This is a genomic window from Vibrio sp. R78045, assembly GCF_042466085.1.
GTDB lineage: Bacteria > Pseudomonadota > Gammaproteobacteria > Enterobacterales > Vibrionaceae > Vibrio > Vibrio cyclitrophicus.
In genome coordinates, this window is sequence record NZ_JAXHBS010000013.1 from 1,153,181 (window position 1) to 1,169,802 (window position 16,622).

Annotated in this window: 17 protein-coding genes; 9 read left to right on the forward strand and 8 right to left on the reverse strand. The window is 42.9% G+C overall.

Annotated elements, in window-relative coordinates; all coding sequences use genetic code 11:
• Positions 1 to 84: 84 nt before the first annotated feature.
• Positions 85 to 495 carry a hypothetical protein gene (locus tag SJY39_RS15700; protein ID WP_010431943.1) on the reverse strand — a complete coding sequence of 137 codons (411 nt, stop codon included), beginning with the start codon at positions 493 to 495 and terminating at the stop codon, positions 85 to 87.
• Positions 496 to 602: 107 nt separating this feature from the next.
• Positions 603 to 1,031 (reverse strand): hypothetical protein, encoded by a 429-nt coding sequence (locus SJY39_RS15705; RefSeq protein WP_016793242.1) that lies wholly within the window; start codon positions 1,029 to 1,031, stop codon positions 603 to 605.
• 305 nt (positions 1,032 to 1,336) lie between these two features.
• Between SJY39_RS15705 and SJY39_RS15710 the strand changes: the two genes are divergently transcribed.
• From SJY39_RS15710 to SJY39_RS15725, 4 genes are all read left to right on the forward strand, one after another.
• Positions 1,337 to 1,585 carry a hypothetical protein gene (locus SJY39_RS15710; protein WP_010431939.1) on the forward strand — a complete coding sequence of 83 codons (249 nt, stop codon included), beginning with the start codon at positions 1,337 to 1,339 and terminating at the stop codon, positions 1,583 to 1,585.
• 35 nt (positions 1,586 to 1,620) lie between these two features.
• Positions 1,621 to 2,109, forward strand: a complete 489-nt coding sequence (locus SJY39_RS15715; protein ID WP_010431936.1) for a hypothetical protein — start codon at positions 1,621 to 1,623, stop codon at positions 2,107 to 2,109.
• Positions 2,096 to 2,308, forward strand: a complete 213-nt coding sequence (locus tag SJY39_RS15720; RefSeq protein WP_010431934.1) for a hypothetical protein — start codon at positions 2,096 to 2,098, stop codon at positions 2,306 to 2,308. The genes SJY39_RS15715 and SJY39_RS15720 overlap by 14 nt, the downstream gene beginning before the upstream one ends.
• 100 nt (positions 2,309 to 2,408) lie before the next feature.
• Positions 2,409 to 3,464 (forward strand): AI-2E family transporter, encoded by a 1,056-nt coding sequence (locus SJY39_RS15725; RefSeq protein ID WP_010431932.1) that lies wholly within the window; start codon positions 2,409 to 2,411, stop codon positions 3,462 to 3,464.
• On the opposite strand, the gene SJY39_RS15730 is transcribed toward SJY39_RS15725, so the two are convergent.
• The 3 genes from SJY39_RS15730 to add all read right to left on the reverse strand — a co-directional run bounded on the left by SJY39_RS15730 (position 3,458) and on the right by add (position 7,611).
• The gene (locus tag SJY39_RS15730; protein ID WP_010431929.1) at positions 3,458 to 5,707 is read right to left on the reverse strand and encodes a hypothetical protein; all 2,250 of its coding nucleotides are present in this window, start codon (positions 5,705 to 5,707) and stop codon (positions 3,458 to 3,460) included. The genes SJY39_RS15725 and SJY39_RS15730 overlap by 7 nt on opposite strands.
• A 188-nt stretch (positions 5,708 to 5,895) precedes the next feature.
• Positions 5,896 to 6,459 carry a sugar O-acetyltransferase gene (locus SJY39_RS15735; protein WP_016793241.1) on the reverse strand — a complete coding sequence of 188 codons (564 nt, stop codon included), beginning with the start codon at positions 6,457 to 6,459 and terminating at the stop codon, positions 5,896 to 5,898.
• Between the two features lie 153 nt (positions 6,460 to 6,612).
• Entirely contained in the window at positions 6,613 to 7,611 is a 999-nt protein-coding gene (gene add / locus SJY39_RS15740) for an adenosine deaminase (RefSeq protein WP_010431924.1), read from the reverse strand.
• Positions 7,612 to 7,731: 120 nt separating this feature from the next.
• Between add and SJY39_RS15745 the strand changes: the two genes are divergently transcribed.
• The 5 genes from SJY39_RS15745 to SJY39_RS15765 all read left to right on the forward strand — a co-directional run bounded on the left by SJY39_RS15745 (position 7,732) and on the right by SJY39_RS15765 (position 13,383).
• A complete protein-coding gene (locus SJY39_RS15745; protein ID WP_010431921.1) occupies positions 7,732 to 8,679 on the forward strand; it encodes a LysR substrate-binding domain-containing protein in 948 nt (315 codons plus the stop codon).
• 122 nt (positions 8,680 to 8,801) lie between these two features.
• Positions 8,802 to 10,256, forward strand: coding sequence for a glutathione synthase (locus SJY39_RS15750; RefSeq protein ID WP_372275213.1), 1,455 nt, complete (start codon positions 8,802 to 8,804; stop codon positions 10,254 to 10,256).
• A 199-nt stretch (positions 10,257 to 10,455) separates the two neighbouring features.
• Positions 10,456 to 10,974 (forward strand): TetR/AcrR family transcriptional regulator, encoded by a 519-nt coding sequence (locus SJY39_RS15755; protein ID WP_010431914.1) that lies wholly within the window; start codon positions 10,456 to 10,458, stop codon positions 10,972 to 10,974.
• Positions 10,971 to 12,026: an alcohol dehydrogenase family protein gene (locus SJY39_RS15760; protein ID WP_016793240.1), complete on the forward strand. Its 1,056-nt coding sequence runs from the start codon at positions 10,971 to 10,973 to the stop codon at positions 12,024 to 12,026. The genes SJY39_RS15755 and SJY39_RS15760 overlap by 4 nt, the downstream gene beginning before the upstream one ends.
• A 241-nt stretch (positions 12,027 to 12,267) precedes the next feature.
• The gene (locus SJY39_RS15765) at positions 12,268 to 13,383 is read left to right on the forward strand and encodes an HDOD domain-containing protein (protein ID WP_016787429.1); all 1,116 of its coding nucleotides are present in this window, start codon (positions 12,268 to 12,270) and stop codon (positions 13,381 to 13,383) included.
• A 110-nt stretch (positions 13,384 to 13,493) separates the two neighbouring features.
• Here the strand turns inward: SJY39_RS15765 and SJY39_RS15770 are convergent, their stop codons facing one another.
• From SJY39_RS15770 to SJY39_RS15780, 3 genes are all read right to left on the reverse strand, one after another.
• On the reverse strand, positions 13,494 to 13,892 hold the full coding sequence (locus tag SJY39_RS15770) for a DUF1090 domain-containing protein (protein WP_016793239.1): 399 nt from the start codon (positions 13,890 to 13,892) through the stop codon (positions 13,494 to 13,496).
• A gap of 187 nt (positions 13,893 to 14,079) precedes the next feature.
• Positions 14,080 to 15,600, reverse strand: coding sequence for an SgrR family transcriptional regulator (locus SJY39_RS15775; RefSeq protein WP_016793238.1), 1,521 nt, complete (start codon positions 15,598 to 15,600; stop codon positions 14,080 to 14,082).
• 10 nt (positions 15,601 to 15,610) lie between these two features.
• Positions 15,611 to 16,621, reverse strand: a complete 1,011-nt coding sequence (locus SJY39_RS15780; RefSeq protein ID WP_016793237.1) for a Gfo/Idh/MocA family protein — start codon at positions 16,619 to 16,621, stop codon at positions 15,611 to 15,613.
• Between the last annotated feature and the right edge of the window lies 1 nt (position 16,622).

The following is a 16,622-nucleotide window of genomic DNA, read 5'->3' on the forward strand; positions in this document are numbered from 1 at the left end:
TCCCACTGTTTAATGATTGTGTTGTAGGCTTTGATTCTCTTCTCAAGTTAATTAATCGTATCTATTTTAGATGGGTTATATCTGTTACAAATGCTTTGCTATCTCATCATTTTCAACTTGCAACGCCGCAACCCAATAGGAGAAAAAAGCAGACATATGTTGATTGTTAAACTTTCTAATAGTGTTTTTGAGGTAAGAAATTAGGCTTAAATTACTCTGGTACATATCGTTATAACTAACAATTAACGCAGGGGGCTGACTCAATATGTCATTGTCATTAACTTCATTGTTAATGCAGAACTTGGTGTTTACTTCGTTTATTAATGAACGTTCAACTTTTATAAATCGATTTGCAGCTCTTGCAATGTTCCCATGTGCTTTCTGTTCAATTAGGTCAACACATGAGAAGTAGTGATCTTTCAATGTACATAGTATTTTTTCTATGCCTTTATAGTGAATTACCTCAAGGGGATCATTGTCCTTTTTAAACAACATATCATTACTCCTTTTTATCTCAGTAGTATTTATAATTTCAGTTGATTTATAATAATTAAAATAAGCCTTTTCTTTGATTCTGATTTCCAACCATCATTCGCTAATAACTAATTATGACGCATGTTGTGTATTTGGTCTCGACATGATTCCATTTCATTTTTTACCACTTTTAATCTTCTTCTCCCTTCTAAATCAGGGTTAGTTTCTAGCAGTGATTCAATGTCGGAAATGATCTTTGTCTCGACACCTTCTAGGTGCTTTAAATAGAGCTCTTGATTGTTTTTACCTTTTTTATCTTCCGCTTCAATACAGCGCTCTCTGGCATTTATCGTATAACTAGCGGGTATCTGTTCTTGATGTATTTTTGAGTAGTAAGTTAAAGATTGTAACTTTAACTCTGCACATTTCTTTACCGTGTAGATATCAAAAAGATTTTTTGCCATCTTTTCACTTCTTATGTTGGATATCGCTTTTTCGTAAATAATATTTCCACTTTTTATCAGGTTAAAAATAGATAATATACTTTGGGTTCTCATGAATCCTCATTTGGTTCTAAGCTGTATTTGGTTTATTGCATTTTTTATGCCAATTAATAACCCTATATTCAGCTTGTTTCGTCTAAGGTTTTACTTTGCTTTTGTAAAAAATACATTAATAGATGTTTTCTAGTGAAATTATTACATTGATTAATGCCATTTATTAATGATATGGGAGCTTATCTTCAATTATTCTGGTACTTGTGAAAGTTGGCACGATGCTAGCATTGATTATTAAAGTAGCTAGAGATTAATAGTATTAATATTATTCTCTGGCTTATGATAATCAAATAAGGAGAAAACTTATGCCAAAGTCAAACGCTAAAAATTCAGAAGCCAAACAACAAATTGAAGAAACTTATGAAAAAGCTGAAGAGGCCGCAGTAGAAGTTATCGAAAATGTGAAAGAGGCGGTCCATGAAACTCTCGAGGCCAGCTCTGAAAGTGTGAAGAACACGTCTGAGAAAGCGGAAAACATCATTAAAGAGCGTCCATTATTGAGTGTTGGCTGTGCGTTTCTCGCTGGTTGGGCTGTCTCGAAGTTAATCAAATAGCCATATATCAACATCGCAATTGAGAGAGCACCGTTATGCAGGTAAATAGTCAAAATGATCCAGTAAACTCTGCCAATGATAAATCGAGCGATCGTAAGGTGGATGATCTTAAACGTTCTGCTTCTGAGTTAAATGGATTGTGGAAAGACTTAGCTATATTACAGACACATACCCAGCAATGGTCTCAATCGACCTTAGAGCTTTTCTTATTGGAGTTTCGCAATAGTGTTGATGCATTTAAAAAGCGTCTTGTGTTTCAGCTCCTCTTTGTTGCGTTGTTACCGCTGTTTCTTTTTAGTATCGCCGTCGGTGCTGGAGTAGTGATCTACTACTTCACTTTGAATCTGTTAGCGGGTTACGGCGCGTTTATATTCACACTCGGTTTGATTCTAATATGCTTGGTACTTCGTTCTAGTTACTTAAAGCAATTTATAGGTTTTGAATGTACGAAAGAGCAATTGAAGGAGGGGTTACATGTCAGCACTCAAGAATCGACAAAGACAGATTCAAATGAAAAGACTTGAGGGGAGAAGTAGAGCTCGTCAAGTTGCACTTTGTATGGGACTTATTCGTCACAAAGGAAAAGAGTTTGTTCACAAGCACCCCTTGTATGCTCTTGGCATCACAGGCCTTGGTGTTGTAATTTTGAATCGAACTCATCGTTTTAAATCGTCTGTTTTTGGTTATAAACAGCTATCGCTAATACTTAATTTACTTAAGTAACCATCATTTTTAATTCAAGTTAGTGTTGGCTGACGGTATCGAGTGCCTGATTCAAATTGACGAAGCCTCAAAAACAAGACCTCCTACTCATAGGAATAAAATGACATCAAAAAAATACAGTATTCTTAGACAACGAAGTGTGTTGCAAACTAGTTTTATGCTCCTTGCTGTTCTCATGATGTCTATTTTTACATTACATATCGCCAAGCCATTTTTGTTGCCAATCATCTTTGGTGCTTTTATTTCTTTGCTATGTAGCCCTCTAGTTAACTACCTTACTCGCTTCGGTATCCCTCGAGTCATTAACGTAATGGCTGTACTTATTGGTTTTATTGGCTTTGTTGTGATTAGTTTGAATATGTTGAGTGAGCCCGCTCAGCAATGGTGGTCAAAATTACCAATGTTGGTTGAGAATGTATCTAATGAAGTGAGTGAGGTTACTCAAAACAGTCGCTTAACTGACGCCACCGGGTTCTCCATGAGTAGTACTGTTACCAATGATGGGCTTACCAATAACACGGCTTTTTCCATTATAGAATCAGTGCTTACGACAACACCAACCATTGTTACTCAGTTGTTGGTTGCGTTTCTTATGGCGTATTTCATGATGAATTACGGTCGAAAAATTTATTCTCAAAGCTTATCTCTTTTTGAATGCTTTTCAGATAAGCGTAGGGCTGTTGAATTGGTTAAAGTTGTTCAAAAGGATTTGTCTCGTTACATAGGCGCCATCACCATCATTAATGTTTGCTTAGGACTCACTGTTGGCTTTGCTTTTTATATGATGGGATTGCAAGACCCTTTCCTTTGGGGCGCTTTTGCAGGCTTAATGAATTTTATCCCCTATCTTGGCCCGATGGTTTCAGTTACGTGCTTTGCTTTAGTCTCTTTTATACAGTTTGAGTCGTTTAGCTACGCATTGACGGTCGCTGCGATCTTCCTGGCGATTAATTTGATAGAAAGCCAATTGGTTACTCCTACATTACTGGGGAAAAGGTTTAGTCTCAATCCGCTGATTTTATTTGTATGGCTTGTATTTTGGGGTTGGCTATGGGGCTCTATGGGAATGTTAGTAGGGGTCCCATTACTTGTCTGTGTGAATGTATTTTTTGAACAGTTAAGACATCCAAGGTTGAATGCTCATAAAGGTCAGTAGAGCAGAAGTAAGCCTTGATAACCACTCAGCGTCACTTCTTTCACATAGTCTCCAATGTTGCCATTTGTATCGACCGGCCTCATGGGTTTTTTTAATGGAATATTGAGTTTAGGCGCTGAATAGAAGTCTGGATTTTTGCCGTAGAAATCGGTGCGGAAGAGTACGCGACCATGCTCAAACTCACGTGCGACCACCATTTCTTGTGGGCCGCCTTCCACTGCGTTTTCATCTGTTCGATAAGCGAAATAGGTATAGGTTGGTAACAGTCGAACCATACCGTTTGGCAGCGCTGGGTGCATGATGTGGTTGTTAGTTGAATCGCCAATTATGGTGTAGTCGTTGGGGGTAGGGTTTAAGGTCGATATCATCAAAGGAATCGGTTTCAAATGAGTAGGAATCTGGTTAGTTGGATTGCCGAGTTCTATCTTAAGTAACTCCGTTGGTTGGTAGGCGATATTTTTTGGTACACCACTTTTCCAATAATTATCTTTAGTTGTGTTACCACTTCCATACACATAACTGCCACTCCATTGATTAAAATAGCTATGTGTCGGTTGAGCGTTGAGGTAATAGATTACGAGGTTAGAATATTGATCTTGTTGCCAATTGTCCTGATTGTTACCTAGGAACTGAACTCGTCCAAAGCGAGTGGTGGCCTGAAATATAACGTTAGAGCCAGCATAGGCAAGTGCTGAGTTATCCCAAAACTTAGACAACCCGTTAAAGCCGCTAAAACCGGTAGAGGGGAATAAGTATTGCTCCCGAAAGTATAGGTCTCCAGCTTTAATCAAGTGTGCCTGTCCATTTCGACCATAAAGGTTTGCTGTTCCAATGTTGAGACCTATTGAGGGTCTATCTTGGTTAATCTGCAGACCATTCAGAAAAGCAGAGAATTGCTCTTTGTAGACATTGTCAGCCTCGACAGATCCTACGATAAACCCAAGCTCACAGACGGTTCCTCCGGAATAAACCTCAAATTGATTGCGGCCAATGAGTTTATTGGTATCGTCGTTGTAGGCCCCAGCCAGCCCTTGTTCCTCCCAGGTTTTGGAATAGTAATTTTGTAGAATCATTAACAGGTTTGGATTGGCCAAATTGGTCAGCGCCCATGATGAGTTTTGGTTCCACATTCGCCCGAATGGGATCACGCGAGATTCCCAACGAAAGCGAGCCGTGGCTGATTTGTTGTTCCTGTTTTCATATTCATAAGGGGATAAATAGTTGTCTTGATTGAGATCCGCCGATTGGTCAAAACCACGAACCTTTCGCCATTGCTTTGTTTCGTTGTGAGATCTTGAATTCGTATTTGTGATCTGAGATAGAAGGTCTTTGGCAGCGATTTTTTGGAAGCTGTCTTTCAATTGAACTCGATTCAAGCGAGGTCGGATATCACTTGAGTTGCCTTGCCAACGGATTCTGACAACGTATAAACGGCCGCCATCTCTCACCAATGTAGAACCAAAATATTGCCCACCACCGTAACTCTGGCCGCTGCTATCATGAGTTGTTGCTCTGACCCAATCAGAGGGCACTCGCCAGCTTACCGCTTGGCTTTGAGTCATATTGTGTGTGTGATCATTAGTTATTTCTAAGTGAGCCCATGCCGTAGATTGGCCTAGATCATTCATCGATATGGGGTATTCAATATGGAATTCTCCGCCTTGCGCAAAGCGCGAAAATTCGAATGTTAAGCTATCGAATTTCTCCGAATGGTAAATGTAGAGTGCGCCCCCTTTGTCGAAATGTTCAAATACATCTGCATTCCAAGGCGGCTGCTGATAAAGTGCATAACCCGCATGCTTTTCGTTTTCGGTATAGCCAATGATCATAGGCTTACGGTTTAATAGCGTATTGTCACCGTGTGTAGTATCGAGTTCAGCTAGAATGGTGTCTTCTGCAAAGTGTAGAAAAAAATCTTCGTAATCTATCCCGTTTTTCTCTGCCGTGTTTCTAATTTCGTTTTCCAACTCTCCTGAATTCAGCTCTAACTTTTGGTTGTACATATAGCCGATAGTTTTAACTTTTTCGTTATCACGTTTATTGCCGAAAGCGCCAAACACTAAGTCACTATTATCGATCTCCCAATCAACCACGTTGTCTGCTGATACAGCAGAGCCTTGCAGGTTAATCCCTTGTTCATGCTGGCCTGGTAATACGATCGCATAGCCAGCGTAGCTAGAGTTACATATGAAAATAGAGCAGAAGGTCGCTGTGGAGAGCAACAAAGCTTGGTGTTTTGTCATTGGCTTTCCCAATCATGGTGACGTTGGAGCTACATCTGTTCGAAAAAATTATCATGAGTTTATTTCTATCTAAGTGTAGCTAAATTACGAATTTTGATAGGGGGGAAGGGCATTATCATCATTAAACAATCATATAGAAGAAAAGCCACAGCGTTCGCTGTGGCTTTGTTTGCTCCGAGAGCAGTTAGCTATCGTCTTTGCTCAGTATTCAAATGTCGAATCAACTTGGCTGGCGTGCCTCCGTATAAGCAGTCTGGTGGCACATCACTATTGACCACAGAGTTCGCTGCGATAACAGAGCGAGCACCAATCGTCACGCCTTGGTTAATCACCGAGTTTCCGCCAATCCAGACATCATCTTCGACTGTAATAGGTAGACAAAACGTTTCCCACTTACGGCGACTGAGGTGATCCAATGAGTGAGAGGCTGTGTAAAATTGAGCACTTGGCCCCACCAATACATTGTTACCAATTCTGATATTGGCGCCGTCAAGCATGACAACATTCATGTTGATAAAGGTGTTGTCACCGATCTCAATGGTTTTACCAAACTCGCAATGAAAAGGAGGTCGGACAACGCTGCTGCCTACTTTCCCAAATAGATTAGCTTGAAGGCTTGGCTGCTGAGTATCGTCTGAACATTGATTGAAGTCTGACTGAGCCTTGCTCGCGTGAGTGCGCATGTGGTCTATCTCATGGTCTGCGCCATCAAAAATTTCACCGGATAGCATTTTTTGGAGTTCTGTTTTCATTGTTTGCATCTCACTAGTCAACATGGGTATTAGAATACGGAGATACAGACATAAAAAAAGAGAAAAGCCTAAGCCTTTCTCTTCCTGTTTTGTGCCTTTAAGCACTAATGCTAAGTGAGCCCAGCTATTCAGCAAAAGGCGCGCTTTGTTAAATTAGATTTGCTTAACGAAACCCATTAGGTGTTGTTTCACTTCGTCTGAAGCAAAAGCGCTCTCCACAGAGTATTTGTAGATCTCTGCGTAGTCTTCTTTTGTTAGACCGAAAGTTTCACACACACGCTTCACTTCGTTGGTCATAGTGGTGTTCGACACAGTGCGGTTATCTGTGTTGATAGTGACAACGATGCCGTCTTTCTTGAATTCAGCAATTGGGTGGTCGCTAAATTTGTGAATACATTTGGTTTGAACGTTACTTGTTGGGCAAGTTTCAAGCGCAACCTGCTTCTCTTTAACGATGTTGTATGCGTCTTCGTTTCCTTGGATGTGAACACCGTGGCCGATACGCTCAGCATCAAGCATTGTCACTGCATCGTAAACGTTTTGACCATGCCATTGCTCACCAGCGTGCACGGTAATACGGTACCCTTTATCAAGAGCGTATTGCGTGTATTCTGGGAATTCAGCACAGAAGCCTGGCTTTTCACCGCCAGCGATATCAAACGCCACTACACCTTTACCTAGGTAAGGGTGGCCTGCGTCGATTACGTCTTTGATAGAGTCTTTAGGGAACATACGAAGTACAGACATGATGTAGTTGCCCTTGATGTCGTATTTCTCTTCAGCACGCTTCATGCCTTTAACTGCACTAGCGATGATTGCATCGAGAGATAGACCTTTGTTTACGTGCAGAATCGGTGCAAAACGAACTTCTAGGTACTTAACGTTTTCTAGTGCAGCGTCTTCGTAAAGCTCAAAAGAGATACGTTCAATTGCTTCTTCAGTCTGCATTACTTGCAATGGTAGGCTGAAACAAGCTAGATACTCATCTAGGTTTTTGCAATCTTCTGGCACCGTTAGAGATTGAACAACCGCGTCGCGATCTTCAGGTAGTTCGATATTGTACTGTTTTGCTAGGTCAATAATCGTATCTGGGCGAACACTTCCGTCTAGGTGGCAGTGCAAATCAATCTTTGGTAGTGCTAGAAAATCCATGAGTAATCCTTAATTCTATTATTATTTGAGCGTGTTAACTCACATACACTAAATTTACCAAGACAATGATATGATTTAAAGTGACAAATAATCATCATTAACCTGAATTTAGGGAATATCATGGTAGATGTTAAAAGCTTACTTAAATGCGATATGAATTTGCTGCTTTGCTTACATGTTCTGATTGAAGAGCGCAGTGTGAGTAAAACGGCAGAGCGACTCTTTTTAAGTCAGTCTGCGGTAAGTAAACAGCTCACCAAGCTCAGAGCTTTGTTTGATGATCCTCTTTTTGAACGCGAGTCAAAAGGTCTGTTTCCAACCCCGAAAGCGACTTCTCTTGCGCCTAAGATTCATCAAATTCTTTTGCAAGTTGAGCAGCTAACTGTACCGGATATTTTCGAGCCAAAAGACAGTGAACGGACTTTTAATATCGATCTTGTCGAAACCGCTTATACCGCAATTTACCCTAAATTCATGCCTAACGCGCTGTCAGATGCGCCGAATATTACGGTAAACAGCACGACTTGGAGTAGCGAAACCTTTAAGCGCTTATTAAAGCGTGAGGTCGATTTTGGGATTGGGATTTTTGAGCTCGATGAAAGGGCGAGTACCCATATTCAAAATATCCCTGCCGAGCTAAACCATGTCGAATTGCTGCAAGATTACTCTGTATGTTTGATGCGAAATGATCATCCAGTGCTTCAAGAAGAGTGGAACCTGCAAGCCTTCCTTAAATATCGTCATATTCAGTTAGTGACCGGTGGTGTTGGCGACTGGCTGCTACTTGAAATTTTGCAAGCCAAACAGCTCCAAATCAATAAAGCCGCCAACGTGTCGGACATCACCAGCGCAGTAAAACTGTGTAAACAAAGCGATTTACTGATGTGTTATCCGTACAACTCGGTTCGTGACTATATTGAGAGTGGTGAGTTGGTGATGAAGCCGATTCCTATTGAGTTAGTTCCCGGTGGCTTGTTTCTGCTTTGGCACCGTTACTTTGACTCTGAACCAAGTCACAAATGGCTTCGAGACCTGATAGTCAATAAGACCCAAGATACCCAGATGTGAATCATTAACTCGAACACTCAAAGAAATGAAATATTTTTCGTTTTTATTCGTCTTTCTAGAATGGGCATCGTCTTAGTAGAGTGCTTAATCTGAGTTAATAGTGAGAAACCAAAATGAATCCAATGCTAACGTCATTGATTCCGCAACAAATTATTGAAGACGCGTGTGAGTGGGCAATCATGCACGGTGTCGCTTTTCGTCAGTCTGACAATACCGCGAGGCATTGTCCTTTCAGTATTGCGCCAATGACAATGGAGCGCGAGGTTTATGATCACTTGCGCCGAGTCACTCCGCTTATCACTAAGTTGATCAGTAACGTGTCGGAAGATCATGATTTTTTACAGTCATCATTGAGCGATATGGCTCAAGCCGATCCGTTCTTTGGTCACTTGATGGAGTTGCATCAACAAGCCCATGGCAGTGTGGATGAGCGCTTGAATCCTGCCCGTCAGCCACTGTTGTTGATGCGTACTGATTTTATGGACGATCGCCAACACGGTGCAAAAGTGATTGAGTTTAATGGTATTGCTGCAGGGATGGCTCCGTTTGGTCAACGTGCAACAGAATTTCACTCATTCATGCAAAACCAATGGCCAAACGTTTATAACCATTGGTTGGAAGAACCGTCAGCAACACCGGCTGAAAACCAAGGCTTAACCCAGTTGGCTTATGGTATCGCTAGTGCTGCAAAGCAAGTTAAAGCGGAATTCAATGAACAAGGCAAACCGATTTCCTTGATGGTGGTACAGAAGAACGAAGACAATGTTTATGACCAACACCTACTTGAAGTTGAGTTACAAAAACAGGGTGTTCGCACGGTTCGCCGTACCTTCGATCAATTGAGCTCTCAGCTCTCAACGGGCGATAACCAACGTCTGCTTTTGCAAGATGTTGGTGCAGTCGATGTTGTGTACCTAAGAGCGGGTTATCAGTATTCAGACTACTGGGCGCCTGAGCTTAATGAATCCGTTTGTTGCGACACGCTAAGTCAGACGCGTTTGTTCATCGAACAACACCATGTCGCTGTGAATGCTACCTTCAGCCAACAGCTAGCAACCAGTAAAACCATGCAGATGCTCCTAACCATGATGCCTGTATCAGAATACGCTCGTTGGGGGTTAACGCTAGAAGAAGCTAAATTGGTGAAAAGTGTTTTAGCAGATATGAAACCAATCACCAGCGAGTCGATTGAATGGTTTAACACACAAGCTGATAAGCAAGAATGGGTGCTGAAAAACCAAGGTGAGGGCGGCGGCCATTGTGTGTTCGGTGACGATATCAGCGAGCAACTTAGTCGACTTAAGCCAGAAGAGTACGACGCGTGGACACTCATGCAGCGCTTGTGCCCACATGAGCGAGATATGCCAACTATTGCGGTGAGAGACACTCAACAAACACTCGTGACAGACCTAGTCAGCGAAGTCGGTCTATTTACCGCTTACTACCAAGGTAGGCCAGTGACCGAACTTGACGGCTACGCGGGCTATTTAATCCGCAGTAAGCCAGCCAGCGAAAATGAAGGCGGGATCCACAGTGGAAAAGGCATTTTAGATTCTTTAACACTGATTGAATCCTAATTTGACTAAGCAATAATCTAGTGGTTTTGATAATTGAAATCCCGCATCTACTAATTGGATACGGGATTTTTTGTTTTACAGGACAACAAAAAGATCTCATTGACATGGGTAGAATGTTCGCTCTACCATATGGGTAGAGCAGTTATTCTACCTATCCCTGTTACTTACTACGATTGGTATTCAGTATTAAGAGAGCACTATGTTAAGAGAACAGATTGCAGCAAGTCTTGAAGTGGCGTTTAGCCAACAAGGTTTTGCTGAGCCGAGTGTGGCTCAACTAAAAACGGCGTGTAATGTCAGCCTACGTACGCTCTATAAACATTTTCCATCGAAAGAGGCGATGATAGTGGGCGCCTTAGAGCACCGTCATCACCGTTACCTAAATTTTCTATTAGAAAATGTACCTGCAGGTGGCCTTGAGTCGATGCTTGATATCTTCAACAAGTTACAACAGTGGATGGAAGAGTATGCGCCGCACGGTTGTATGTCGATGAATGCGATGGCGGCTTTTCCTGACAACGAGATAATTAACCAAGCTGTTACTGAACATAAACGAGAAGTAAAAACACTTCTGGGTAAGCAGAGTCAACGAGATGATCTTGCTTCAGAGCTTTTTCTACTTCATGAAGGTGTATCAAGCGCGTGGCCAGTATTAGGCGAAGAAGCCGTTACATCAGCACAGAATATGGTGACAAAATTACTCAAGGAAACACGATGAAATTCGAATTACCAAAAACAATGAAAGGCGTAGAGATGTTAGGACACGGCGGAGCAGAAATGCTTGGTTACCGTGAAGATATCGCTGTTCCTGAAATAGAACCTAATGAAGTGTTGATCAAAGTGATGTCTGCGGGCGTGAACAATACGGATATCAACACTCGAATCGGCTGGTACTCAAAAAGTGATGACTCAGACGACGCAAGTTGGTCGGGTGAAGCGTTGCAGTTCCCTCGCATCCAAGGTGCTGATGTATGTGGTTTCATCGTGGCGGTCGGCAATGAAGTCTCTGCTGATCGCATTGGAGAGCGTGTTCTTATCGAACCTTGTTTGACTGAAGTGTACGGACGAGATTTACCACAACCATGGTATTTCGGTTCGGAATGCGATGGTGGTTTTGCTGAATACACCAAAGTGGCGGCGAAACACGCTTATGCGGTGAACAGCACCATGTCGGATGTTGAGCTAGCGTCTTTCCCGTGCTCTTACTCGACCGCAGAAAATATGCTAACCCGTGCCAACGTAATCGAAGGTGATCGCGTGCTTATTTCTGGCGCATCGGGTGGTGTGGGCTCGGCTGCTATTCAACTAGCCAAAGCTCGTGGCGCTTATGTTATTGCCATTACTAGCCCAAGTAAAAACCAACAGTTACTTGAATTGGGTGCTGATGAAGTGGTTGCTCGTGATGCTGATCTGGTTAAAGCGTTAGGCGCAAACAGCGTCAATGTGGTTATCGACTTGGTTGCCGGTGACAAGTGGCCTCAGTTCCTTGAAGTACTGAAACCCCGTGGCCGTTATGCCGTATCTGGCGCAATTGGTGGCGCTATGGTCGAGCTCGATGTACGAACTTTGTATTTGAAAGATTTAAGCTTCTTCGGTTGTACTGTGCTGGAGCCTGAAGTGTTTCAAAACTTAGTTAATCGAATTGAACAACAACAGATTAGCGCGATAGTTGCGGAGTCGTATTCCCTTGTTGATATTCATACAGCACAAGAGGAATTCTTGAAAAAAAAGCACGTCGGCAAGATTGTTCTGGAAGTGGCTCAACGCTAACGTTATAGAGATTCACGGTTCAAATATAGGCAAGAACGAGTACATGTTACCTGCTCGTTCTTTTCGTTTGGGAGAAGGTGAAATAGAGGTGGGTCTGGTTTTAAGGCTTGTGAGTATCTGATCTTATACAGCTAAAAAATAAGTGATTGATTTATCACTGTGTGGTTTATGAGTTATCTGTGCAATAATCACTGCTGTTATATATCCCGATCTGTTTTATATCCATCTAGGAGCCGTATTGATGTTTAAAAGGGTATTGCAGGCACTATTTTCCCCTTTTGTTTCTAATCAAAGTAAGCAAAATGATTCATCAAAGAGTGTCTCTCAACAAAGCGTTTCTTCTGATTCCGTTCTTGAGCAAAGCACTGCACCATCTCATTCTTCTATTTTTGTTCCGTCCTCATCGGCTCATGAATCATCACTCATTGTTGATAAAGCAATAAGCTTGCACGATGCTGAGTTTCTTGACTATTTATTTGGAGAGTCTCGCCTGCGAACGGAGTCAGATCCGTTTAGTGACTTTGTTGCTTGTCAGATCGAACGTTTGATTCGCTCTCCAAAAGCCTTGCTTAATGAATTGCCAGTGATGCCAGCCTCTGTGACCACATTAATGGCAGAATTACAGAGTGACGAATTTGATGTAGATGCTCTGTTGAAAGTAATTGAGCGAGAGCCGAGTATGGCTGCCGATGTAATTAAACTGGCTAACAGTGCTTTCTACAAACGCAGTGAAAAACAGGTAACCGACCTAAAAACAGCATTCCTAAATATGGGTTCTCAAGGACTTGTTGAAGGGGTTGTGAATAGCTACATGAAGAACTTCACGCCGGGCAACAATATTTACTGGCGTCATTTCGGTGAGAAAATTTGGAATCACAGCGTTCAAACCGCGTCTTTTTCTAAGGAGTTGATGAAAGATTCTTCATCCCAAGAAGATCAAGCGGCGGCGTACTTTGTTGGGTTGATTCGCAACTTAGGCAAGATGATCATTTTCCAAATGATGGTTGAAGCCTTCAAGCATGTAGATCCTTCTGTTCCGCCTAACTCGTTAGCGTTGAAGCGCCTGATGAACAGCTACTCTATTCGCCTGACTTACACCATAGCTAAGTTCTGGGAGTTGCCAGAATCTGTGCTGACGGTGATTGGTTACCAAGAGTCGAGCCGATATGAATGCACGCCACTTGGTCAAGCTGTGTTTGAAGCTAACTACTTGAGTGAGTTGTTTTATTTACTAGAAGAACAAACGATTGAAGTCGAGCAGTTTAAGCGCAGATGCAAAGAGACCCTAACTTTGCCTGCGGCATACAACGTGGCCAACCGTATCTATAAAGAGTCTGAATTGGCGCTGGTGGGATAATAACGACTGGCGTTGGCTAGATTGGTTCTTGAGGTTGCCATAAAGCGGTATTTTCTAAATGGTCTAACTAAGCAGTAAAGCAGTGAGACCATTTCTGTATCTAGCTTCGATTAAGGGATCTCAGTCAGTTCTTGCTTCAATTTATCGGTTTTACGCAGTTCTTTTTCGATCTTACCCTCATATTTTCGAATCTTATCCGCTCTATCGTCTTGTTTTGCTTCTTCTAAGTCGGCTTGGTATTCAGCTAAATCTTGTTCATTGGATTCAATCTTCTCACGCAGATCATCCTTCAAACCTTCATTGGTGCAGTTCTCTTTCGCCGCTTTCAACGCTGTGGCTAATCGCTCCACTTTGTACTGATTGTCGTACTGCTCAGCCTTCTTTATTTGATATTCGATCTCACAGAATTTCTTTTCACAGCCTATAAGCGCATCGCATTGGGTACTCGCCATGCTGTTAAAAGAGAGCGCGCAAAGAAACAATAATGGGCCTTTTAAGTGTCGAGTCATGGTTTACCTTCTCACTGGTTTATTTAGCTTGAGCTTATTTTGTTTTTACTGTTCTCAAGCTTACCTTGGTTGAGACTAATTTAGCCTAGCCTCATGTCTATATTACTTTAGCACCTGATAATGACGCTATTGGCAGCTGAATGTTAAAGATAAGTCTTTGTGCCCAATGATTTCTTTCAGGTCTTACTCAGAAGTGGCTAATCCACAATTGGTCGAGTTCGCACCAACCGAATCCATTTACTTGCGCGCCGTGTATCTTTTCAGAAACCTCTAAGTTGAACGCCTCTTGCTTGAGCTCAATCACAACCCCAGAGTCATTCAACCAATGCCGAAGCTTCATCAGTGCATTCATCGCTAACTCCAAGTTTGGCTGGTTTTTTATTGAGGTTAAGCCATGTTCGATTGTCTCTAGCATCTCAGCAGGCAAAGTTAAGTCCTCAAACGGGAAGCGAGTGAAAAAGCTTAACCACGAAGTGAAGGTGTCGTTCTCATCAATAATGCTGCACAGCGCGACGTCTTTGGTAGTTAGGTAGTTAGTTAGGTAGTGTCCATATTCCACGCTGGTTTTGTGATCGCCAGACACAGACAACAGCTCGAAAAGGGCTTGGCATTCAGAGGTGTCTTCAACGGTGAATTCACGAACGGTTTTCGACAACATCGGGCTTTGAATCTTGAAGAAGGTTGAGCCGAAATCCGGTTGGGAAGAATGGTCATCGCCACGCGCGGTGGTCGTCTTTTCAGGCAGTTTCACGCACACCTGATTTTGAGCGCAAGCTTTGCTCTGTGCCCATTCCGGATAGACCCACAACTCGACTCGATTGAGAATTGGAGTGCTGTGTGAATACGCACTATTACGGCTTAATCTCAACATCTTGCTTGAGAAAATGTCTAATGAGAACGCGCCAGATCCAATTAGCCTATCTGCCGGTGATGAGTGATCAAATACAGAGGCTTCAACTCTGGCAAGTAAGCGCGGTAAATGCCAATCCGGTTGATTCAACTTCACGACAACCACATTACCAGCCGAAGCAGAAACCTCATCAATATGCTGATAGCAGCGACGCCATATTTTGCTTTGAATTAGCGAGTTAAGATTGCGTGCTATGTCTTGAGGTTCGAGTGTTCTGCCGTTATGGAACTGAACGCCATTGCGAATTTGAAAGTGCCATTGCGTAGCGTTTTGATTAGGTTGCCAATGATACGCCAAATCGCCGCTGAGTTTGCCGTGTTGAACGGTGGTTAGGCGCTGGCAAACTTGCATCACTAAGAAACGTTCGGTGCGTCTAAGCACTCGTTGAGGATGAAGTGCTTCGAGTTCTCGGTGAAAGGGAATGTACGCGACGTTCTGCGCAGATTGATTAGCGCTGTTTAGAAAGGCTTGCAGTTCTGCGCCTGCATCGCGGCCGTTGAAGCTTAAGGTGCTAAACACTTGTTCTATGTTGCCCGCATCGGCTTGGGTTTGTGCGTATTGGTAACACGCCTCAATGGGCTCAACCAGACACATCAGTTGTGCTTTCTTGCTTCGGCCTGAGCTTGCTTGCCACTCAATCCAACCTTGTGCTGTCATTACTTTGAGTAAGGTTTGAACGTGACGTTCACTTACATGCAGCAGCGTGGCCAGTTGGTTGATCTGACAGTGTGATACTCCTGGCCCAAAAGCCTGAAATATCTTTTCATACAGTTCAAGCTTGCGCTTAAGGTTGCCCAATTTGCTTTTCCTAACGACGAGGTTGAGTTAAATGTTTATAGCCAGAGTCAATGAGTGCTTTTTCCATCGTATCGAGCACTTGAAAGGTTATCTCTGGGTTTAGGGTATCGGACTCAGTTTTGCCTTGAAGGACTAACTCTGAAAAATGGTCAATTTCAAACTCGAATCCATTGCCCGTCACTCGTTTGTTGATGGTCGACTTCTGCCCTTGATGTTCAATCTCAATAAAGGCCGGATTCCACCATTTTTCGTGAATGGTGATCTTAGTGTCGGGCCCAGTCAAGTGTGCTGATCGGGGAAGGTTTTGCACCGTTGATGCAGATATCTTACCGTTCATACCACCAGAGAAGGTAAAGCACGCATCGGTATCAACATTCGCCCCCTCATACAGGCATGACACCTCTACTTGAGGTTTTGAAGGGTTAACACTCAGAGTTCGACACAGGTCGTAGAAGAACCAAAGCCCGTAGACCCCAACATCGAGCGTTGCTCCACCTGATAACTCTGGGTTGAAGATAAATAACTCTGGGTCATAGTCGTGATGGTTACCAAAGCTGGCTTCGATTGAGTCTATCTGAATGTTGTTGTCAACCAAGAATGATTGGAGCTCACAATACGCGGGAAACACCACGGTCTTCATCGCTTCTAGCAGCATCACGCCATTTTGTTTCGCGAGAGCTTTCATCTCAAGCCAATCAGCAAGGTTAGTGAAAGCTGGCTTCTCGACCAATACGTGCTTATTGTTCTTTAGAAATAACTCGGCAAGTGGCTGGTGGTATGGGTGAACGGTGGCGATGTAAACCGCTTCTACTGCTGGATCATTCGCCATCTCCTCATAAGAGTCATAAGCCTTAGCGCAACCAAATTTATTCGCGAACGTGGCTGCGCGTTTATGGTCTCTCGCGGCAACCGCATAAAGTTCACCACGCAGACAGTGCTCTGTTACAGAGGTTGCGAATCGATTGGCGATGTTGCCTAGCCCTGCGATGCCCCATTTAATTTTTCGTTGCGTGTCGTTCATC